20 protein-coding genes and 1 rRNA gene are annotated in these 23,698 nt (G+C 35.7%); 1 reads left to right on the top strand and 20 read right to left on the bottom strand.

All coding sequences use genetic code 11. The features are described 5' to 3' along the window. Positions 1–49 precede the first annotated feature (49 nt). The 19 genes from JNL75_05600 to JNL75_05510 all read right to left on the bottom strand — a co-directional run bounded on the left by JNL75_05600 (position 50) and on the right by JNL75_05510 (position 21,606). On the bottom strand, positions 50–727 hold the full coding sequence (locus JNL75_05600) for an SCO family protein (protein ID MBL7789292.1): 678 nt from the start codon (positions 725–727) through the stop codon (positions 50–52). 105 nt (positions 728–832) lie between these two features. Continuing rightward, a complete protein-coding gene (locus tag JNL75_05595; GenBank protein ID MBL7789291.1) occupies positions 833–1,282 on the bottom strand; it encodes a cytochrome C oxidase subunit IV family protein in 450 nt (149 codons plus the stop codon). A 37-nt stretch (positions 1,283–1,319) separates the two neighbouring features. Next, complete coding sequence (locus JNL75_05590) at positions 1,320–2,015, bottom strand: cytochrome c oxidase subunit 3 (protein ID MBL7789290.1); 696 nt, start codon at positions 2,013–2,015, stop codon at positions 1,320–1,322. A gap of 6 nt (positions 2,016–2,021) precedes the next feature. Next, positions 2,022–2,591, bottom strand: coding sequence for a cytochrome c oxidase subunit 3 (locus tag JNL75_05585; GenBank protein ID MBL7789289.1), 570 nt, complete (start codon positions 2,589–2,591; stop codon positions 2,022–2,024). A gap of 17 nt (positions 2,592–2,608) precedes the next feature. Further along, positions 2,609–3,493, bottom strand: coding sequence for a protoheme IX farnesyltransferase (gene cyoE / locus JNL75_05580; GenBank protein ID MBL7789288.1), 885 nt, complete (start codon positions 3,491–3,493; stop codon positions 2,609–2,611). Positions 3,494–3,527: 34 nt separating this feature from the next. Then, entirely contained in the window at positions 3,528–5,300 is a 1,773-nt protein-coding gene (locus JNL75_05575; GenBank protein ID MBL7789287.1) for a cbb3-type cytochrome c oxidase subunit I, read from the bottom strand. A 42-nt stretch (positions 5,301–5,342) separates the two neighbouring features. Beyond that, positions 5,343–6,821 carry an OmpA family protein gene (locus tag JNL75_05570; GenBank protein MBL7789286.1) on the bottom strand — a complete coding sequence of 493 codons (1,479 nt, stop codon included), beginning with the start codon at positions 6,819–6,821 and terminating at the stop codon, positions 5,343–5,345. Positions 6,822–6,856: 35 nt separating this feature from the next. Beyond that, complete coding sequence (locus JNL75_05565) at positions 6,857–8,302, bottom strand: hypothetical protein (GenBank protein ID MBL7789285.1); 1,446 nt, start codon at positions 8,300–8,302, stop codon at positions 6,857–6,859. Between the two features lie 33 nt (positions 8,303–8,335). After that, positions 8,336–9,007, bottom strand: coding sequence for a cytochrome c (locus tag JNL75_05560; GenBank protein MBL7789284.1), 672 nt, complete (start codon positions 9,005–9,007; stop codon positions 8,336–8,338). 19 nt (positions 9,008–9,026) lie between these two features. Continuing rightward, entirely contained in the window at positions 9,027–9,569 is a 543-nt protein-coding gene (locus tag JNL75_05555) for a DUF3341 domain-containing protein (GenBank protein ID MBL7789283.1), read from the bottom strand. A 29-nt stretch (positions 9,570–9,598) separates the two neighbouring features. After that, positions 9,599–10,993: a polysulfide reductase NrfD gene (gene nrfD, locus JNL75_05550; GenBank protein MBL7789282.1), complete on the bottom strand. Its 1,395-nt coding sequence runs from the start codon at positions 10,991–10,993 to the stop codon at positions 9,599–9,601. Between the two features lie 69 nt (positions 10,994–11,062). After that, the gene (locus tag JNL75_05545) at positions 11,063–14,053 is read right to left on the bottom strand and encodes a 4Fe-4S dicluster domain-containing protein (protein ID MBL7789281.1); all 2,991 of its coding nucleotides are present in this window, start codon (positions 14,051–14,053) and stop codon (positions 11,063–11,065) included. Positions 14,054–14,114: 61 nt separating this feature from the next. Further along, positions 14,115–15,389, bottom strand: a complete 1,275-nt coding sequence (locus JNL75_05540; GenBank protein ID MBL7789280.1) for a c-type cytochrome — start codon at positions 15,387–15,389, stop codon at positions 14,115–14,117. A 151-nt stretch (positions 15,390–15,540) separates the two neighbouring features. Further along, positions 15,541–15,990, bottom strand: coding sequence for an SsrA-binding protein SmpB (gene smpB, locus JNL75_05535; GenBank protein ID MBL7789279.1), 450 nt, complete (start codon positions 15,988–15,990; stop codon positions 15,541–15,543). Positions 15,991–16,203: 213 nt separating this feature from the next. Beyond that, complete coding sequence (mtgA, locus tag JNL75_05530; GenBank protein MBL7789278.1) at positions 16,204–16,902, bottom strand: monofunctional biosynthetic peptidoglycan transglycosylase; 699 nt, start codon at positions 16,900–16,902, stop codon at positions 16,204–16,206. Positions 16,903–16,904: 2 nt separating this feature from the next. Continuing rightward, a complete protein-coding gene (locus JNL75_05525) occupies positions 16,905–17,660 on the bottom strand; it encodes a glycosyltransferase family 2 protein (protein ID MBL7789277.1) in 756 nt (251 codons plus the stop codon). Further along, on the bottom strand, positions 17,657–18,859 hold the full coding sequence (locus tag JNL75_05520) for an O-antigen ligase family protein (protein ID MBL7789276.1): 1,203 nt from the start codon (positions 18,857–18,859) through the stop codon (positions 17,657–17,659). Before JNL75_05520 ends, JNL75_05525 begins: the two co-directional genes overlap by 4 nt. Positions 18,860–19,326: 467 nt before the next feature. After that, the gene (locus tag JNL75_05515; GenBank protein MBL7789275.1) at positions 19,327–19,818 is read right to left on the bottom strand and encodes a T9SS type A sorting domain-containing protein; all 492 of its coding nucleotides are present in this window, start codon (positions 19,816–19,818) and stop codon (positions 19,327–19,329) included. An 84-nt stretch (positions 19,819–19,902) separates the two neighbouring features. Next, positions 19,903–21,606, bottom strand: a complete 1,704-nt coding sequence (locus JNL75_05510) for a hypothetical protein (GenBank protein ID MBL7789274.1) — start codon at positions 21,604–21,606, stop codon at positions 19,903–19,905. Positions 21,607–22,005: 399 nt separating this feature from the next. On the opposite strand from JNL75_05510, the gene JNL75_05505 reads away from it, so the two are divergent. After that, a complete protein-coding gene (locus JNL75_05505) occupies positions 22,006–22,944 on the top strand; it encodes a hypothetical protein (GenBank protein MBL7789273.1) in 939 nt (312 codons plus the stop codon). Positions 22,945–23,554: 610 nt separating this feature from the next. On the opposite strand, the gene rrf is transcribed toward JNL75_05505, so the two are convergent. After that, positions 23,555–23,667 (bottom strand): 5S ribosomal RNA (rrf, locus tag JNL75_05500). Between the last annotated feature and the right edge of the window lie 31 nt (positions 23,668–23,698).

Here is a 23,698-nt window from a genome sequence, read left to right as displayed (position 1 = left end):
TTAATTTTTACCTTTTCAATCCGGATAACTATCAGAACATATTTTAAAATCATTTCTTCTTCCTCTCCAATCTATCTTTTTCACTCATCAAGAGTACGATATGATTCATCATTTTATTGACACTTGCAGAGTCAGTACCATCGTAGTAGCCTCTAATATTTCTATTCCAATCCACCAATACAAAACGCTCACTATGGAGAAAATTTCCCTCTATCTCATCTTCACCTACAGGTAATTTTAAACCCCATCTCCCGAAATTAAAAATGGAGTCCTGCGGTGAGCGAAGAAATTTCCACTGAACCAAATCTGCACCATGATTAGCCGCATAAGTGCGCAATTTCGCCAAATCATCACGCTCATAGTCCACGCTATACGAGAAAATCTGAAATTGCTTATTCCGACCCAGACTTTCAAATACGCGTGTCAGATTTTTATTCATAATAGGGCAGATAGACTGGCATTCAGAGAAAAAAGTCTCTATAACCGTTATTTTTCCATCAAGTTCTTGAGTACTTACAAGTGTGCTATCGGCGTTAAGGGCGGTATAAATCGGTAGTTTGAAGTATAGCGTATCTTTACCGTTCTCCGCCAATCCTTGTGGCCAGATAGGTCTAGGTGCAGCTGAATTCCTAAAATTATTTTTTTGTTTCGTATAATATATGATAGCAGCAGGCACCGCTGTAACAGCTATAAACACTATAATCCAAAGCCAATTTTTCTTATTCATCTTATGTCATTCTATAAATGATATGCAATTTTAAAACAGTTTGATACAATGAAAAAATAAAATATCAAAAAAAAAGACGACCCTAAGAGTCGTCTTTTGTATTAATTAATGATGTCCATGTTCAATAACGACACCGCCATGTTGTTTCAGTACACTTGGGTGAGGCTTATCTCCAAAACGATTATTATTTCTGCCATTCCAGTCATTACCATCATAAATGAAAGAAATTATCATCCATATCAGTAAGCTAAAAGGAACTAGAATAGTGAGAATAAAAGCTCTAGTTTCATGCTTTACGTGCATAAATACAGCCATAATATAGCCAGCCTTTAATAATGATAGTACTACAAGGGTCAATTGAAGTGCCCATAGTGGTGCTCCGCCCGGAATCAAAGACTTTTCATACCATATAGCAAATCCTACCTCGAATACTGTAACGAAAGACAATATACCAGTAGTTTTCCAAATATCAGCTTTGTGGTGCTTATAATCCCCATCTGTTAATGCCAAATGATTGTCATGCTTAGGATACGTGTCAGAATGATGATGTCCCATATTTTAAAATTTCAAATTTTCAGTTAATAATATTTTCTTACATTAAATAGAAAGCTAGGAATACATAAACCCATACTAAATCTACAAAGTGCCAGTACAAACCTATCTTCTCTACCATTTCATAATGACCCAGTCTATCGAAATCTCCTCTCAATGTTCTTATAAGTAGATACAAATTTAGTATCACTCCACCAAACACGTGCGCACCGTGAAAACCTGTAATTAAGAAGAAATAAGAACCAAACTGATAGGCTACAGTGCCATTAGCTCCAGCAAACTTCGCAGGCATAGAAGTTAAAGTCATTCCATCGTGCATGAGGTGTGTCCACTCAAAATACTGACAAAGTAAAAATAGAATACCAAAACCAATTGTAGGTAGCAAATTTCGCACAACTCCTGCTCTATTCATTCTGGCACCTTCCTGCACGGCACGAACCATCGTCACAGAACTGATGATAAGTATGAAGGTCATCAAACTTACAAAAACCAATGGTAAATCATGAAACTTTTCAAATCCTGGTAAAGGAATAGAACTAAATACTTTAGAAGCCTTTGGCCAAGCTTCTGCATTGACCATACGCACCGTAGCGTAGGAAACTAGAAATGCTACAAAGGTAAATGTATCCGAAATAAGAAAATACCACATCATGGTTTTTCCATAACTCGCCTTCATTGGTGGCGCACCACCTTGCCAGTGTGATTCTTTTAAATTTTCTACTGTTTCTATTGCCATAAATAATTATTTATATATAATAAATTTAAAAAATAAATATAATAATACCCACACGATACCAATAAAATGCCAATACTGCATTAAAATATTGAAGCCCATTTTTTGACCTTCACCAATTGTCTTTTTTCTGAAATTTAAAATCATCAATATCAAGGCAACAATACCTCCTACATAGTGTAATCCATGTAAACCAGAAATAACATAGATAAAAGATCCAGAAGGATTCCCATTAAGAAAAATTTGTCTAGTCTGCATTTCATTCCACCCCTGCCACTGTAGGCTAACAAAAACTAAAGCCAAGGCTAAAGTAATCAGACTCCAAAGCATGAACTGGGATTTTTGAGCGATATATTTATATGCCAAATGGATAGTAACACTCGAAACAATAATAATCAAGGTACTATATAAAAAAGCTGATGGTAAAGGCAATTCAATCCATGCCTGACGAATATCTCCTTTGCGGACAATAAGCGCACTGCAAAATGCTGAAAACAGCATAATCATACTACCAAAAGAAAGATAGAGTAGGAATAATTTCGGATGAATTCTTCCACTCATTGGCGACTTCATATTCATTGCATCACTCATTTTACTTAGAAAAATAATGAAATTAAGAATATCAATAAATAAGCAAACGAACCAAACATAAGCGCTCTAGCATCATTATCTTTACAAGACTTATAAAACTTGAAGGCTAAATAGCTAAATCCAAGGCTAGCTAGAAGTAATACTATAGCTCCAGCATTCCACTGATTCGTTAAATAAACTGGATACAGCGATAGCGGAACTAGCACTATGGTATAGATAAACGTAATAAATGCAGACTGCTTCGACTTGCCATCACGGCTGGGTAGCAACATGATATTTGCCTTGAGATAATCCTCATAACTTAGCCATGCTATCGCCCAAAAATGAGGGAACTGCCAGAAAAATTGAACGACGAATAACCAAACAGCATAATGATTTAAGTTATTGGTAGCCGCTACATATCCTAACAATGGTGGCAATGCCCCAGGTATAGCTCCGACAAAAACCGCTATCGAAGAAACTTTTTTAAGCGGTGTGTATATAAAGCCATAAATCAAAAGAGATAATGCTGATAGTAACCCTGTCATAGTATTGACAGCAAACGTCAAAGTCAATATACCAGCCAGGGCTGTAATACCAATGAACAAAACGGCATCCATTTGGCTCATAGACCTTGTAGGTAAAGGCCTATTCTGAGTGCGAATCATCAGACGATCAGAATCTTTTTCTATCAGCTGATTGATCGCATTAGAAGCAAAAGTAACTAGGCTACCACCAAGGGTGAAAAGTGTCAATTTAACCCAATCAAATTCTCCAGATGGAGAACCTACTATGAACCCAATAACCGAAGATAAAATGACAAATGATGATAAACGGAACTTAGATAATGCAGCATAGTTTCCAAGTCTAGCTTGAACCTTATGCAATGCAATAACTTTAATCTTATTCATTTATCTTCTATTATAGTTAATTAAACAAGTACTACTAACCGTGTGATTCTTCACCTTCTTTCAAAGGCTCTGTTTGAGGTCTGAAATCAGTATCTCCAAATCCTGTAGAATAGTCATACGGCCATCTATGAACTTCTGGAATTTCACCTGGCCAGTTTCCATGAATATGCTCAGCCGGTGTTGTCCACTCTAAGGTGTTAGAACCCCATGGATTCAAATTCTCATTAGTGAATTTTCTTCCTTTTAATGCGCTATAAACAATGTTTACTACAAATAAAATTTGAGCTAAAAATGAAATAATAGCAAAAACAGATATGAACTTAGATACATCTTCGAAGATATTAAATGTCTGAAAATTTGAATAAACGTAATATCTACGAGGAAGGCTTAACATAAAGTGCATAGGTATGAATATAGCATAAGCAGAGATAATGGTCACATAAAAATGTACATAGCCCAATGTATCATTAATATATCTACCAAACATTTTAGGAAACCAATGATATACGCCAGAAAACATTGCAAAGAATGCCGCTACACCCATAACGATATGGAAATGCGCAACCACAAAGTAGGTATCATGTAAAGGTATATCAATCGCAGAATTACCTAAGAAGATTCCAGTCAATCCTCCAGATATAAATAAGGATACGAAACCAAGAGCAAACATCATTGCTGGAGTTAGTCTTAGATTACCTTTCCATATCGTCGTCAGCCAGTTAAATACTTTTACTGCCGAAGGAACTGCAATTAACAAGGTAAATAAGGTAAATATCGATCCTAAAAATGGATTCATACCAGACATATACATGTGGTGCGCCCACACTAAGAAGCCAAGTAATACGATAACACCGATGGCGTAAACCATGGCTCTATAACCAAAGACTGGTTTACGAGCATTAACAGAAAGTACCTCTGAAGTAATACCCATAGCAGGTAATATAATAATATATACTTCAGGGTGTCCTAAGAACCAAAATAAATGTTGGAACAAAATAGGCGAACCACCTTTATAGTCAAGCAAATTTCCTCCAACGACGATATCAGACAAATAGAAAGAGGTGTCGAATAATCTATCGAACTCTAGTAAAAGAGCCGCACTTAATAATGGTGGGAATGCTAAAACACCTAAAATAGCTGTAAACAATAAAGCCCACACCGTCAAAGGTAAGCGCCACATAGTCATACCTTTGGTTCTTAAATTTAAGATGGTTGCTATATAATTCAAACCTCCTAAAAGTGAGGATACGATAAACATAGCCATACTTAAAAACCATAAGTCTGTACCCCACATAGAACCTGCGTTTACCTTAGCATCACGCAATCCACTCAGCGGTGGATACATGGTCCAACCACCAGAGGCTGCACCTGTTTGCACAAATAGTGAAGCTAGCATTAATACACCTGCCAATAGGAAAAACCAATAAGAAAGCATATTCATAAATGGTGAAGCCATATCTCTAGTTCCTACTTGGTAAGGGATAAGAAGATTAGCAAAAGTTCCTGAAAGACCAGCCGTTAATACAAAGAATACCAATATGGTTCCATGCATAGTGACTAATGAATAATAGAACTCATTCGAAATTCTTCCACCTTCTGCCCACTTTCCGAGCAATGTTTCTAAAAATGGAAATGTCTCATTAGGCCAGCCTAACTGCAATCTGAAAAGAACAGACATCGCAGCTCCGACTATTGACCAAAAAATACCTGTAAATAGAAACTGTCTAGCAATCATTTTATGATCCTGGCTGAAAATATATTTCTCCAAGAATGAATCCTCATGATGTTCGTGTGCTGTATGTGCCATAATTTACTTTTTATTATCGACTTTCTTTTCTTATAATTCTAGTTAGTTAAAATCAAATTCTGTTCTTCTATTTTTTTGTTTGCCTTCTTTGGTAGCATTGTCTGCTATCGGCTGGGTCTCACCGTAACCCTTAGCGCCAACTCTTTCAGCTTTTATGCCTTTGCTTACTAAATAAGCTAAACAAGCATCTGCTCTCTTCTGACTTAATTCCAAATTTTTAGCATCATCTCCATCGCTATCCGTATGAGCAGATAACACTATCGAATTTGAAGGATTCTTTTCCAATAATTGAGCTAATTGGTCAAGTGTTCCCTTCGACTTAGCATTTAATTCTGCACTACCACTAGCGAACTCAATGGCATCTGTCTCATACACTGCATCTTTATCGATACCCTTTTTCATCACTTCCTCAAAACTAAATGCAGTATGATTATCTACCTTAGCAGGAGCTGCAGTCATATTCATTTTTGCTAACCAAGCTTGAATCTTATCTTTGTTTACCTCATAAAAAGGTTTTTGCGCTTTAGCCCATTCGTCAAACTTAGCTTGAGAGACTACGTGCGCAGGCATCATCATACCATAGTGAGATTTTCCACACAACTCAGCACAAGCTAATTCATAATTGAATTTCATGTATCTAGGCTCATTGGTCTCAGGATCTATACTAGCCCAATGTTTATTTGATTTTAATAATTCGCGAGTCTCATCATTAGTCATAGTAGGTGTGAAACCTATGCCAGTAGGTACACCAGGTACACAATCCATTTTCATTCTAAAATGAGGTAAATAAAAACTATGCAACACATCTAATGCTCCCAAATTAAAATGAACAGGTCTGTCTTTTACCATGTATAGTTCCGATGCGAAAAAATCATCATGGCTTGCAGGATCTGTCCAATCGATGCCTAGTTCATTATCGGGACTTACAAAATCTTTTGAAATTACTCTTTTTCCAAATACGCCATCTGCTCCTGGATAACGAAGCAGCCAATTAAACTGCTTCGCAGTAGCTTCAATAGTTAATTGATTGGCAGGTAGTGTTTTTTTATTAGGAAATACATTAAACCATGTTTTAAGTCCCATGATTACAAGCACCGCCATAGCCAAAGCTGGAATCGAAGTCCATATCAACTCTAGCTTACCGCTATGCGCAAAAAAAGTAGCCTTCTTATCTTTTTCACCTCTATATTTCCATACGAAATAAAAAAGTGCAATGTGTGTGATTACAAAAACAATACCTGTAATCCAACAAGTGACTACGAATAAAGTATCAACCTCTACACCCCAATTTGAAGCAGCCTTTGGAAGACTTGCAAACTCCATGTACTTCAAACTAAATGCACACATAATCAAGAAAAATATCCCATAAATCATGAATAATTTTCCATGTCTTTGACTATTTCTTGAGTAATCTAATTCTTCTCCTCTTAGAGTTCTAATGCGTTCTACAATATTCGCCAGCATAACAGCTATCGAATAAAACAAGACTATAACTCCTAAGGTCAATAAAATGTTTAACATCTCTATTTAATTTTTCTTTAAAGTAAATTAATTTCTTAAGTATGGTAGTTTAAACTCTCTTCTAAATAAGGGGATTTCAATGGCACTAATCGATTCTTACTCAATGTAGAAAGAATAACATATAAGAATAAACCAATAAATCCTAGAAACATCATTATTTCTATCAAACCTAAAGTTGCATGATGAGCAGGCTTAGCATGTGCGTCATGTGAATGATCTTGATCCATAGTATGTGAGCTAGCAGCTACATCAGTATGTGTATTGGTAGCATGATTTTCGTTAGAAGCTACAACCGCATGCTCTGCGGCATGAGCTGTATCCTTCGTATGATTATCTGCCAACAATTTTACAGAATTTTCAAATTTTGCTGCATGAGTTTCAGGAGCTGAAGCATGGTGCTCTGATTCTCTATTTGGTTCGAACATAACCATAGAATAGAAATCTAAATAATGTCCAAACAACAATATAACTGCAGCTATACCATAAATCCATGGATTTCTTTTTGCTCTTCTTTTCATTAAGAAAAGGAAGGGGAAAATAAAGTTTATTATAAAAGCAATCCAGAAAAATGCCTTGAACATAGGAACGTCAAATCTCTTGACAAACCACATGGTATCCTCTGGTATATTACCATACCACTGAAGCATAAACTGTGAAAACCATAGATAAGTCCAAAATACACTAAAGCCGAAAAGGAACAATACAATATTGTGCATATGGCTTTCATTAACAAAAGCTAGATTACCTTTAGCTTTTAGTATTAAGATAATTAAGATAGTCATGCATAGAAACCCACACATATAACTAGCAAAATTATACCATCCAAATAAGGTAGAATACCAATGAGGATCTAGCGACATCACCGCTAACCAGCTGAATACAGAAGTACCTACACCAAAGAAAACAATATAGCCAGCAGCTATATACTTAGACTTTTGATTGTAAGCTACCTCATCAGTATAATGATCTGAAGCCAAGGAATGCTTCTTAAACCACTGAGAAAAGATAATCCAACCTGCAAAAAACAATAAGGTAAGTCCAGTAAACGTTCCCTTATTTAGAAAAGCTATTTTATCACCTACAATAGTATCACCAGGAGCTGGGTGTGTCCAATGGTGGTATAAACTATGCCAGTCAAGCCAAATTCCTGCTATAATGATAAGGAAACAAATCAACCCAACCAAAATGTAACTACTAAAACTTTCAAATATTCTTTTAACAGATGCAATCCAGCCACCATAGCCAATGGTATGAGCTGCTATAAAGAAAATTGCAGTCAAGGCCATAGCGTTAAAGTAATAAGAATTCAAGAGAAAATTAGACCAAAATCTAGCATGGTGATTCCATCCACCATTATCAAAAAAAGCCCAAATAGCACCCAATACACCAAGAACCATAAAGACTATAGTCATAGTTTTAATGCTACCTTCGAACTTATAATGTTCTTTATTCAAATCGAAATGTACTTTTTCGTGTCCCATTTTTTTTCTATTTATCTTTTATCTTTACTCAAATTATTTTTTAGTAGAATCAGCTGGTGCTGCAGCCGCAGGATCAGACGCTTTATTTAACCCTCCTAATTCTTTTATATAACATACAAGCTTCCATCTATCATCAGCCTTTACATGAGCAGCGTGAGCACCCATTAGATTCTTACCATATGTGATAGAATGAAAAATTTCGCCATCCTTCATACCTACTAGTCTATCAGAATATTTAGGAGGTACTGATTTGTATGCACCGTCGCTACCATCTTCTCTTACAATTAACTTACCATCACCTAGACCTTTTTCACCATGACAGATAGCACATTGCTTATCATATACAACCTTTGCTCTAGCTAAAACAGCTTCCGTAGGTTCGTATGGATTATTCAATTCCGCACCTGCTCTCGCTTTATCAGCATCTGTATTCTGATAAAAACGTGTATAGTTGTAAGAATAAATGACCGACTTCTCCTTTTGATAAAGTTCATCACTAGGAAGTGCGTTTCTTGAAACAGTATTCGCTACTGGCAACATTGTACCTCGAGGATTATCATCTGAATATGTTTCATATGCTTTGGAGAAAGCCATATCAGGCGCATAAATACTCCCTGGTGATTTAGGACTCTTATATAGTAGAAAAGCTACGAAAAGAAGTGCAACACCTATTTTTAGATAAAACTTTTTAGTTTGGCTATCCATCTTTACTTTGTATTATTAATTATTCAAATGATTTTGTGTTAATCTCTTCCGCCCCACTCTTCTGCAATGCAGACTTTATGTTTGCTATTTCACTATCAGACTTTCCATCTATTCCAAATGCTAAGGCAAATTTATCATCCGTTGTTCTTTCATCTATGATCATTGGAATTTTTCCTGGAAAAAGCTCATTACGTTTGATATATACGAAAAACATGCCTACTGCGGCCATAAGGACTGTAGTTTCAAATATAACCGGAATAAAAGCTGGCAGTGACCAAAATGGCTTACCTCCAAAAATAGTAGGATAACCCATTGTGTTGACATAGGTCATTACACTTAGGGCAGTTACCGTTCCTGTCAATCCTAGCGTAAAGCCAGCTTTGTGCAAACTGGTTTCTTTAACACCTAATAAATCATCGATACCATGCACAGGGAATGGAGAATAAGCATCATCTACAGTTAATCCATCCGCTTGAACACTCTTGATAGCATCTAAAAAATTTGTTTCATGGGAATAAATTCCATAAACATATTCTTTGTGCTCTATTTTTCCGTGACCCATATTATTATTCTATTTGTATTTATACTAAATTAATGTGAACCTTCTTTTCTCGCCTTAGCCTGCGCTGCTTCAGATATCGAAGAGAAAATAGCTTTTACCTCTGCTATAGCTATTACAGGAAACGTACGTGAGAATAACAGGAAGCAAGTGAAGAATAATCCCAAGCTACCGATAAAAATTGAAATATCTACCCATGTAGGAGTGAAATAATTCCAGCTTGACACTAAGAAATCTTTATGCAAAGAAGTTACGATAATCACGAAGCGCTCAAACCACATACCTACATTCACAAAGATAGACATGATAAAACTTACAAAAATGCTTCGACGAAACTTCTTAAACCAGAATAACTGTGGTGATAATACGTTGCAAGTCATCATAGACCAATAAGCCCACCAATAATCTCCAAATGCTCTGTTATAGAAAGCATATTGCTCATACAAATAACCTGAATACCATGCTATGAAAAGCTCTGTGATATAGGCTATACCAACAATAGAACCCGTAAGAACGATTACTTTATTCATAGATTCAATATGAGCTATCGTAATGTAATCTTCCAATTTTTGTACTTTTCTGGTAATCAACATCAAAGTCTGTACCATAGCAAATCCAGAGAAGATAGCCCCTGCAACGAAGTAAGGAGGGAAAATGGTAGTATGCCACCCTGGAATAACAGATGTAGCGAAGTCAAAGGATACTACAGAGTGCACTGAAAGTACAAGCGGTGTCGAAAGTCCTGCCAACACAAGAGAAAGACTCTCAAAGCGTGACCATTGTATAGCAGTACCTCTCCAACCAAAACTCAAGATATTGTATATTTTCTTTCTTTTCTCACTCTTAGCCTTATCACGAATAGTAGCAAAATCTGGCATTAGCCCAGAATACCAGAAAAGACAAGAAACCGTGAAATAAGTAGATATCGCAAATACGTCCCAAAGAAGTGGAGAATTAAAATTTACCCAAAGTGGACCTCTGGTGTTTGCATAAGGGAATATGAAAAATCCTTGCCAAATACGACCCATGTGAATTAATGGAAACTGACCTGCACAAATAACCGCAAAGATGGTCATAGCCTCAGCCGCGCGGTTAATACCTGTTCTCCATTTTTGTTTGAATAGAAGAAGTACCGCCGAAATCAAGGTCCCTGCGTGACCGATACCGACCCACCATACGAAGTTGGTGATATCCCAAGCCCAGTTTACAGTTTTTTGAAGACCCCATACACCTATACCTTTGAATATAGTCCAACTCACTGCTGTAACATAAAGCAATAAGCCAGCAACGGCAAAGCCAAAGGCTATCCACCAATCTTTTGGAGGATTTCCTTCTGTATTGCGCACGATGTCTTCTGTAATTTTTCCGTAGGTCTTGTCTACACCATTTATCAATGGTTCTCTCAATAATGAATCTACTTGTGACATATATTTTAGTTTATTCAGCAGTTAGCGATAATGGCACCAAATACCTTTTAAATTTTAATTGTGATTTAATTATGCTTTATTCGATTTATCTCTATTTCTAACCTTAGTCATATAGTTGACGGAAGGTTTAGTATATATCTCCTCTACGACACCGAAGGTTCTTTCATCATTCGTCAATTTAGAAACCAATGACTCAGGATTATTAACATCTCCAAACACAATCGCACCTGTAGAACAAGCTGACTGACATGCGGTCACTATCTCGCCATCTCTTACTTCTCTATTCTCCTTCTTAGCGTCTAATTTGCTTACTTGTATTCTTTGAATACAGAAGCTACATTTTTCAATTACCCCTCTAGAGCGAGTAGTAACGTCAGGATTCAGCACCATACGAGCTATCGCATCGGTTCTATTCAAAGGATCATTATCGTTGATAGCACCAAATGAATCAGAACCAGTATAGTCAAACCAATTAAATCTTCTCACTTTATATGGACAGTTGTTGGCGCAATATCTCGTACCAATACATCTGTTGTAAGCCATTTGGTTGATGCCATCTGTACTATGATTGGTAGCACTTACAGGACAAACATTCTCACATGGAGCATTGTCACAATGCTGGCAAAGCATAGGCTGGAAGGTTACATCTGGATTATTAACATCGCCCGTATGATATTTATCAATTCTCATCCAATGCATGTCATGAGAACGGAAAACCTCTTTTCTACCCACAACAGGCACATTATTCTCTACATTACAAGCTATGACACATGCACCACAACCCACACAAGAGTTAAGGTCAATAGCCATACCCCACTGATGTCCTGGATATTCATGTTTTGGATATAAGGTCACCAAATGATGCTCAATCCATTCTTTTCTACTCTGACCTCCTATCAAGTTGCCTGCTTCAGGATTTGACTTATATTCAGCAAGAGTCGTTTCTTTTATTAGATCTCGTGTCTTCTCTCCACCCAATCCCATATGGTTTAGAGTAAAATAAGACTGAACGGAAGCCATTTCTTCACTATTGCCAGTGCTAGAAACATCAACTTTTGCTACAACATTGCTTCCTGAATTTGGAAGTGCGTTGAATGCATTATATCCATATTGATATTCTGCACTAGAAGTGCTCGTTCTTCCCCAACCATATTTCATACCTAATGTACCTTTAGCTACACCAGCCATAGGTACTACAGGAAGAGAAACCTCTTTGCCATTGATATTTGCTTTGAGAATCGTATATTTTTTCTCATTCAAAATAGCATCAGCCCCTAAGGCTTTTACATCATCTGGATTGCCTAAGAAATAATTGCTCCAAGTCATACGAGAAACTGGATCAGGTAGTTCTTGAATGAAAGGATTGTCTGCAGCAGAGCCGTCTCCGTGCACCGTTTCATAAAATCTTACTTCAAATTTATCACTCTTGGCATAATTCGCATTGATTTGTGCAATTGCTCCACTTAAATCGCCACCGTTAAAAGAAGAAGACGAAGCAGAACCAAAACTTGAGCTTGCAAACTCACCTTTTTGAAGGGTATAAGACCAAAATGCATCAAAATTATGATAGCCAGATCCTGAATTATATGTCGAAGCCGTGTTTCGAATAAAATCATAATAGCTTCCAGTATTGCCTAGCCAATTCATCAAGGTCTGCTGAAACTGGCGAGTATTAAATAATGGAGAAATAACTGGCTGTGCTATAGCATAAACTCCTTGTTCAGGTTCGTAATCATTCCAACTTTCAAGATAATGATTATTAGGACAGATATATTGACAAACTGAAGAGGTCTCATCTATTTTATCTGAGAAAGATACACTTAAAGCAAGTCCTTCAATTTTCTTTGCTAAATCGCTTCCTCCAGCCATTGAATAAACTGGATTAGAATCTAAGAATAATGCTCCTTTGATAACGCCACTTTTTAATTCAGCTACAAAAGCATCTGTATCTGCCTGAACACCTTTTTTATAATTTACCTTAGGTCCTACAAATACTGTTTTACCTATTCCTCCTAAGAAACTATTTAAGGCAAAGGTCAATTTTTGAACATTCGTATCATTGATACCATTGACTACTAAAATTGATTTGCCCTCATTCTTAGCCTTGGTCAAGGCTTCAGCTACTTTCGCTACACCTTCTACTTTTGAAGCAGCTCCTGTTGTCAAAGTATTATATAATTCTGCAGCAAATCTAGCCTCATCAGATGCAGATACTAAAAATTTATGATCTGCTGTAGCACTTGTAGGACAAGGTACTGATTCTACCTGAATATGAGTACTCATATTCGTATTTTCTTTCGATACCTTTCTACGCTTAATATATTGCTTTGAAAACCCAACTGGATTTAACCATGTAGCAGCAAAATCCGCACCTATAGATAAGATGACATCTGCATTATCGAAGCGATACTGAGGCAATGTTCTCACCCCAAAAGACTGTTCAGTTGCTGTCAATAATCCTGACATAGATACCGCATCGTGCGTTACATGAACAATATTTGGATATTTAGATATAAATTCAAATATCAAAGCATTGGTAGAAGGACTCATGATAGAAGAAGTAACCAAAGCTACTTTACTATTAGAGGCTTTCAATTCATTTAACTTAGTAACAATTTCTGAATCAACAGTTTTCCAGTCAGAATCTTTACCACCTTTTTTTGGATTTTGGTGTCTATTTGAATCATATAATGAAATGACAGAAGCCTGCGCTAAGGCTGTAGTGCCTCCACCTGACAATACCGAATCAGGATTACCTTCTATCTTGATAGGTCTTCCATCTCTATTTTTTACCAATATACTATTGTAGTGACCTCCCTGTGCAAAAACTGAAGCATAATAAGTAGCCATTCCTGGTACTATTTCCTCTGGTCTTTTGACATAAGGAATAGATCTTTTCTCAGGGATAGAACATGAAGCTGCTATACTAGCCGCGCTTACTGTAAAACCCAAAGTTTTTAAGAAGTCTCTTCTATTCGTTTCCTTATCCGTGATAGGCTCTAAAATTCCCTGTAATACTGGTAATTCTTCGCCAAATTCATTATTTATATTCGAATTCATTTCTACTTTAGTTTGAATTTAGAATTTATCAATTATTTTTTTATTCTTGATTAGTTGGAAATTAATAGTGACATTTTTGACACTCTGTACCGCCTATATCCTCTACAGTAACACGCTTTCTATCTCCTGCTTTCATACCATCATGAAAACTCTTGAATGTATTGTAATAAGCATTATCTACAAACTGAACATCATGATTTCTATGACAATTAATACACCATCCCATAGATAATGGAGAATACTGATATACTTCTTCCATAGTCTCTATTGGACCATGACAGGTCTGACACTCTACTTTACCAGCTGTGACGTGCTGAGCGTGATTGAAATAAACATGATCAGGGAGGTTATGAATTCTAACCCATTCTACTTTTTTAGGTTCTTTGGAGTAGGTATTCGTAGAAGGATCCCAACCCACAGCTTCATAAATTTTACTTATTTCAGCTTTACCATACTTTGGTCCACTTTGGATTGCAACATGGCAATTCATACAAGTACTCACTGAAGGTATATTAGCATGCTTACTCTCAGCAGCCGTGAAGTGACAATATTGACACTCAATTTTATTTTGACCTGCGTGCAGTGCATGTGAAAACTTGATAGGCTGTGTAGGCTGATAGCCTTGCTGTCTTCCCAGTCCTATAGCACTTTTACCTAGAGCAAATACAAATAACAAGACGGTAGCAAGTAATAAAAACGATTTAAAAGAGCTCTTTAAGTAAAAAGGTGTTTTATCTTCTGAACCTACCTTAACATCGTATTGACCATCACTTTTTTTCACTACAGAAACTAAATCAAGATTCTTAGAAGTTCTACCTAGAAAATAAGCTAAAAGCAATAGTAATACCAAAGCACCAAGTACTGCTAATGTATAAGATGTTTTACTATCATCTCCCCCTGCTGAAACTTTAGTTCCTGCAGTTTTGTCACCTCCAGCGGGCGCTGCCGCAGCTGGATTCTTTATGTAAGCCAACATGTTAGCATATTCCTCTTCAGAAATTTGACCCGCAAAAACACTCATCGCACTGGCGTCATAATCTTTCATTTTCACTGCATAAGGATAACCAGAAGATACTGCATCGTTCCAGTTGTATATCCAAGTCTTTAACCACTCTTCTCCAGACTTCCCTTTAAAAGCACCTGCAGCATTCCATCGATCAACAACACCTGCTAGTGCAGGACCAGTCATTTTCTGTTGAAGAGATACATCGTGGCAGCTACCGCACTTACTTCTAAATGTTGCCTTACCTGCTTTCGCGTCCTGAGCCTGCAACATACTCAAAGACAAAACGGTGAAAATCAGGAATAAACCTAGCTTTTTAATATTGCGCATCATTATATAAAATAATATTGAATTTGAATTTTAAGCGTTGCAAATATAGGTATTTGTCCTTAATATTATAGTGGTTGTAAAATAATTTATCCACATTAATGTTATTTAGAATCACTTTAAATAAGCCATATTGAATACCAAAGTTTTGTACAAATTATCGAATATTCAACTTTTTTTTCATACGATCCATTTCACGCTTATTGTCCTTATTTTTAATCGCATCTCGTTTATCAAAGACTTTTTTTCCCTGAGCTAAAGAAATTTCTATTTTAATAAACCCTCGATCATTAATAGAAAGCTCTACGGGCACTATTGTGAGCCCTCTTTCTTTGACCTTTGCGAGCAACTGATTAATTTCTGACTTTTTAAGCAGTAGCTTACGCTCGCGATTCGGCACATGATTTAGATAGGTCCCGAAATCATACTCTCCCACATTCATATTTTTAATGAATAATTCCTCCTTTCGAAAATAACAAAAAGCTTCATTGATACTTACACGCCCCATTCTGATAGCTTTGACTTCAGTACCTCTTAAAATTATTCCCGCAGAATATTTTTTTACTAAATTATACAGAAATCCAGCTTTTTTATTCGCTATGCGTATTTGTCCTTTTATTTCTTTATTCACTTGTTAAAAGAATATTTTCAATTTGTTAATCCAATCAAACTTAACGCTACCAAAATAGCCGCAAATGCAGAATTTTAGAAATTGTTTCTAACATTAAGATAACAATATAAAAGATTAAATGCACCTCGTAATAGAAATTCCCATTCATTATTTCATGCTGCAAATGTAGATATGGTTAACTAAATGTTTTTAATTTTTAATTTCTGTAGGTATACCTAATTTACTTATTTGCCGCTTGATCCAGTTTTTTCTTCTCAGTATATAGCTTGAGGGATTATCCACTTTGTATCGAATAGGATTCGGTAAAACGGCTGCCAATAACGAGGCTTCATCCTTGGTCAGTTTGCTTGCTGACTTTTTAAAATAATATTGCGATGCGGCTTCTACACCATAGATACCATTGCCAAATTCGATAACATTGAGATACACTTCAATAATACGGTCCTTAGACCATAAGAGTTCGATAAGCATAGTGAAATAGGCCTCTAATCCCTTTCTTAGATAATTTCTATGAGGTAATAAAAAAGCATTTTTTGCGGTTTGTTGGGATATGGTGCTTCCACCTTTGAGCCTTCTTCCCTTTTCGTTATTGCGAATAGCCTTTTTTATAGCTGCGAAGTCGAAGCCATAATGCTCATAAAACAACTGATCTTCCGATGCAATGACCGCCAATTTCATATTAGGTGAAATATTCGAAAGAGACTCCCAATCTTTTTTTAAAACCAATTTGCGCTCTGAATCGAAAGCTTGTTCGCCCAAAAGATAGATCATAGTAGGCGTAATAGGAATAGGAATAAATCGAAATATAATCACTGAAATTATTGAAATGATAAAAAACCATTTCATAAACTTCAGTAGCTTTTTAAACACCGTTGCTATGACTGCCATGACTAATTGTTTTGAAATTTTAATTTCAAGGCATAAAAATACTTTTTAAATGTTTCAATGAAGGAAACTTTTGCAATTTCCCAACCGAATTTTCCATCCTTATAACCTTGAAGAAGAATATAACCTTTGAAAAATTTAAAAATAGGATTCACGAGCAGAGACCAAGTAAGCAAAGCCAACGATTTAGATGAATAATTTTTAGCTGCAAGTAAGGCATATTTTTCTGCCTTCAAAACTAAATCTTGGGAATTTTCATAAGCATTATGATTTATTACAGCTGAAGAATTTAATATCTTGGTATTCGGCAATAAATCTATATGTTCATGAGGAATAGAGCCTGACCACTTGGCTAGTTCTTTCTTCCATAATCGAATCTTAACATCTCTGCTCCAAAGTCCATATCTAACAGAAAAATTTTCAATAAAATTTATTCGTAAAAATTGAACGGCACCATAGGTTTCATATTCTCTAGACTCAATAAGCTTCTGCAAAGAACTATCTGCATATTCATCGGCATCTAAGCTCAAAATATAATTTGATTCGACCAAGGAATTGGCGAAATTCTTTTGCTGAATATAATCATCAAACGCACGCTCAAAAAATTTCACCTTAGAATATCCAGAACATACATCCTTTGTTCTATCTGTGGAAAAACTATCCAGAACTATAATTTCATCACAAAACGCTTCCACTGATTCTAGGCAGCGTAGAATATTCTTTTCCTCATTTTTTGTAATAATAACAACTGCTAAACTCAATTCGTATCCAATCTTTCTATGGAATGTACTATGAGCAAAGGTAGTATAAAAATCGTCAAACCTACTTGAGTTTCGAACATGGGTTCCAGCATGTTGGCTATGAACATAGCTAAAGTATAGGCAAATGCTAGCCAGTTGTGTTTCTTTATAGAAACCCAAAAAGAGACTACAAAAATAGCTATAAAACCAATCAAACCGAATATCCCATTTTGCGCCCATACAACAATGAATTGGTTGTGTGGTAGCTTGTTCGAATCAGAATCCATATATCTTACCAAATTGCCTTCACCCACTCCAAGTATAGGGTTTTGATAAGCGATCTCGTAACCTTTCATGATAGAAACAATGCGTTCTCCATCAGAATATGATTTGTAATTCTTCTCCTTGTATTTTCCTATATCCCATGAAAAATAGGATAACTTATTTTTAACTGTTGGGACATATTGAACTACTAAAAAAAGACTTATAAAAATGAATAAGAAAGCTACTAGGCCTTTCACATAAACTTTCTTTTCCCAAATTTTAAAACTGATAAAAGAAAATACCACAACAATAGAAAGCAATATTCCTGTCTTTACTGCTAGAAATTGTATATAAAAAAATAACAAGATACTACCTGCAAACCAATAATAAAAACTACGCTTAATATGGTTTTTTCTGCACTTATCCGCGTGATACAAGCTCAGTATTAAAGAAAAACAAAGTAAAATAGAATAGCGAATATGATCTTTGAAAGGAACAGGAATGGGATGTCCTCTGAGTAGTCCTTCCAGAATCTCTGTTCTATGTATGAGATAATTTACTACAACAAAGCAAGCAGATAAGAATATCGCCAATAAAAGTCCCTTAGTGAATAATTTAATCTGATTTGAAGACCAATGGCTCCATATTAGAAAGCAAAATGGAATTCCTAGTAACATAATTTTCATACGTATGGCACCCAGATAAAGGGCATTATTCTCTGCCCAAATGCCTGATAAAACTATTATAAAATAAAATGTAATTAATAGGTAGGCTAAAAAACTTTTAGTCTCAAACTTTCTGGATTTAAGAAACAATATCACAGCCCATAATACACAAGCTATCAAGCTCTGACTCCATAGTATATGTGATGGAAAAAACAAAACTACCAATGATGTCAATACAAGCAGTACATGCAAGTCTTTTTTCCAGTCAACTTTAGATAATCCATTTATCATACTTCAAAATTAATGGAAAGTCGAAGATGGCGGTGAAATATTGTGATGGTTCAACCTAAGTTAATACCAATGTGATTTATTCTTTATGCCAATACAGAATAAATCATATTCCGCACGTGCGGAAGTAAATGCCGATGTGAATTGTGTTTAGTCCAATTGAACGAAGTTTCCCGATAGCTATCGGGATGACTATTACAGAATTCCAATCGGTATAAAAGCTAAATCTTAGATAAAACAACAAAAATTGTCGTCAATTTGTACCCTAGTCTAAACTAAAATTCTGCATAGTTTGATTATTACTTTTATGTAAGCACGACTTCTTACTGCAAGTATACCATCTGGTATTTTTAGTTTTGCTAAACATAGTGCAGAGAGACATTTTACAATATAAGTTGCAAAAGATGAACGCAGACCAATAATAAGGTCTGCGTTCATCTTTTTTATATGCTTCAGCCTGGTGGATAGAATTATTCCTTAATAATTTTAAAGGATTGAACTCGATGACCATCCTTGTCTAAAATGTATAAAAAATAATTGGCTGGGCTATAACTACCCATTGTCACCTTTGATTGAGGCGACTTTATAGACTGTGTAGTCAATATCTTACCTTGAATATCGCAAATTTGATAAGAAAGTTTTTCATTTCGATAACTCTTCATTGATAATGTCAAATCGCCATCCGTCGGATTCGGATATACCGTCAATTGCTGGTCGAAACTAGTACCGCTTATACCTAAATTTATTACTACAAAAGCATGCTGAACTCCTTGATCTATTCGACCAGAAGAACTTTTATGAGAAGTATAAACCAACTGACCAGAACTATATACTATACTTCCACCACTGCCAGTTCCATTTCCTCCTGCGGTATTCACAGAATGCTGTGCATTGCTAATAGTAAATGAGAAGACCAACAGCCACAATAAAATTAAATTTAAATTGAATTTATTTTTCACCATGATATTATAATTTAGAATTTTAATTCTGAAATCTATATTCCTATAAATTTCAATTCATTCCTTTTTATTTTCTCCTAAAATGCTTTACTTTAAAGGAGAATTTTTCTCACCTACCTGCTTCTTTTCATCCTTCTCATTTACCTGCACTGGGGATTTGTCATCTGATTTCACCACCTTCTTTCCTTCATCTTCTATTATAGAAGAAGTTACTTTGCCCTCTTCAACAGGTTCTGGTGTATAGCCTATCATTTTTGTAACAGGCATATTATATAAATCTGGATTCAGATATTTCCCTTTGTCTTTTTCCGCCTTCTCTTCTACAGTAGGAATGCGATACTTATTCGCGTATGGATCTTGTCTGATACCAGTTAATTGCCAACTTACTTTCACATTAGGTGTATTGGTAGATATCTCAAAGCTATTATTGCTTACTTCTCTACTTATTATAGCTTGAGCGAACGAACCGATTACTGTTAACTGATATCGAAAATCTCTATTCACTACACTACAATAATCAGGCAAAGTCACTATCGCTTTTCCTGCAGCATCTGTAGTAATATTACCATTATAAATATTCATCATATCAGGACTCTCTACAAAGCTATGTACTAAATATTTATTTTCAGGATCCATAGGGTGGTCTATTCTAAATGATCCTGCGGCTTTTGATAGAGTTCCTCCTACGTGTAAATTTCCATTAACTACTACTCTACCAGTAGTGTTTTCTATTCTAAGTCTTTCTCCACCGCCTCCTAATTCGAAAATTTGATAATCATCAGTGCCAGGATTGTTTCGTGTATTCCATTGATTAGATCCATCTTTTATAAAACGCAATGCAGCATCGCCTGATTTAGCATCAATATCTAGCACTGAATAAGAGCTAGTAGATTTGACAATAATTCCTGTACTGCCTCCATGTGTCACATGAAGTTTATAAATTGGAATTACTTCGCCAATCCCCACATTACCTGTCGCATTTTCAATAGATAGACGAGAACCAGCACCAGTCTCAAATATCTCAAAGTTATCATTTGCTGGAACATTGCGAAGTGTCCATTGGTTTGTACCAGCTCTAGCTAATCGCAGCTGAGCATCCCCATCAAATGCATCTACGTTAAGAATTGAATTGCCTGCGGTAGAACCGATTCTCATACCGGATGATCCTGCATGAACTAAATCTAATTTAAAATTAGGATTTGGTAAAAGAGTACCCAGACCAAGACTTCCTGTTGATGGTATTAACACATGTCCAGCGTCTGAAAATGCCATTCTTAATGTATTATTCGTTCTTATCGAAAAAGTTTTATTGTCAGTAGTTCCAATAAAATTAGCGTCACTAGTCCCTCCATTACCATTCAATCCCCACGAAGGACTATTAAGAGCATATAAAGCATATGGTACACTTAATAATTGACTTGTTGCTGTAATTGAATAATTTGTTCCTCCAGTTGGGTCGATCTCGGTGTGGATGAAATACGAAGTTAAGGACCAATCAATACCACTAAATGATCCAGAGACAACTGTCCCACTGCCTACCTCAATACTAACCAATCCATTTGCATTAGTCATGGGAGTATGTGTCTCAGAATACACTGCTGAACCTACAGCAGAACCCTGAAGAATATATATCTTCATGCCAATCGTTTGATTTGCTACTAAAGCATTCGATGAATTTCTAATTATTGCTTGATAACTAAATTTCTGTGGAACTTGACCATAGAGTGTTACCATTGATTGAATAATTACCCAAAGGGTTATTAAAAATTTTTGTGTATTAATCTTTCTCATAACTAATGAATTTAAGTTTAGGCAAAGGTAGATAGAAAATGTGAATATTTTCCATTTTTAATTAAAAAAATTTATTTTTTTAATTTATAGGCAATAAACAGCTGTATTACAGCGATATACATAAATTAAATGTTGATGTATTAATAACTCTGTAATATTATAATTGCATAAACAGCAAGAAAAAATCATAAACTAATTTAACAAAGAAGCACTAAAAAATAAGGCACTATCAATATAATCAAGGTTATAGGAAACTGAAATTACATGATTGGTTTTATAATTTATTCTAATTTTGATTACTAAAAATAGATAACAATGAGATTCTATACATATTTTATACTTTGCTCCATTTTTCTAAGTCCACAGTTCTCTTACTCTCAAAGTAAATCTTTAAAGTATATGAAGGAAATTCAATCTATACTAAATGACTCTAAAAAGGAAGTATTCCAGTATTTGAAAGTCATTGTAAAAGGACGAAACATAAAAAAGGTAGAATCAAAACGCGAAAAACTCATTGACAAGATAGACTCTGAACATGAAAAATTTCAAAAAATAGAAGACTCCAAACTTAAACAAGAAGGGCTAAAGTATCTATCTACTTTGAAAATCGTGCTGACTGACGATTATGAGAAAATAATGGATATCGAAGAGATAGCAGAAAAATCTTATGACAATATGGAAGCCTATTTCACTATGCAGGAAAAAGCTAATGAAAAGCTTCATGAAGCATGGGATAATTTTGATACTGCATTTCATAGATATGCCCGTGCTAATGATATTAAAATAGTTGAGGGAGAATTGGATAAGAAAAGTCAGAAAATCCGCAAGATGTCTGAAACTTTAAAATATTCCAATCAAATCTATTTGATCTACCTCAAGTGTCATTATCAAGAGAAGAAATTACTAGAGTCTATAGAAAAAGAAGACATCAATGCGATGACTCAAAATATGGATGCACAGAAGACCCTTTTGAAGAGTAGTATTGAAAAAGTTCTGGCTCTCAAACCCTATGATCATGATTCTAGAATGATACATGCTACGAAATACTTGTTCAAATTTTATAAAGAGGAGGTAGAAAAGGATTTCGTAGCCATACAAGACTTTTTTATTTTAAAATCGAAATACAATACGGCTAAGAAAAATCATGAATCTCTAAAAGAAACGGAGAAAGCTTCTAACAGAGATTTTGAAAAACTCAATCAAGAATTCAGTTTGGGTATCATCAAGTACAATGAAACGGTTAAAAGGGTAAATCTAGAGCGCTCAAAGCAAATAAAAGATTGGTTTGATATCTTGAAGGAGTTTAATACTGATCATTCGAATAGATTAGACTCATAGAATTTCTGTCCTATTAGACATTAAAAATCCCGACGAGTCACTAACTGTCAGGATTAATATAAAATGGCTACTGACGTCCCGATAACTATCGGGAGTTAGTATGCTGACATGCTTCGCTTCGTCAGCAGACGACTTACTCTCCCATCCCTACACTGTGTAGGGACAGTACCATCAGCCTTCAACTTTATAGCACAAAAAAAGCCTCGAATTTCTTCGAGGCTTTGCAATTACCATACTTATATGATAAATATAAAATGGCTACTGACGCTTGCGGTCAGTATGCTGGCATGCTTCGCTTCGTCAGCAGACGACTTACTCTCCCATCCCTACACTGTGTAGGGACAGTACCATCAGCCTTCAGCTTTATAGCACAAAAAAAGCCCCGAATTTCTTCGAGGCTTTGCAATTACCATACTTATATGATAAATATAAAATGGCTACTGACGCTTGCGGTCAGTATGCTGACATGCTTCGCTTCGTCAGCAGGCGACTTACTCTCCCATCCCTACACTGTGTAGGGACAGTACCATCAGCCTTCAGCTTTATAGCACAAAAAAAGCCCCGAATTTCTTCGAGGCTTTGCAATTACCATACTTATATGATAAATATAAAATGGCGGCGACTTACTCTCCCACCTTTTACGGCAGTACCATCAGCTTTATAGGGCTTAACTTCTCTGTTCGGAATGGGAAGAGGTGGAACCCCTACAATATAGCCACCTAGTCTTTAATTTTGAATTGATTAATTTCTAATT

The organism is Chitinophagales bacterium (assembly GCA_016787225.1).
Classification (GTDB): Bacteria; Bacteroidota; Bacteroidia; order Chitinophagales; family JADJOU01; genus CHPMRC01.
The sequence above is the reverse complement of the archived record's forward strand: the minus strand, read 5'-3'. Positions and strand labels throughout refer to the sequence as shown.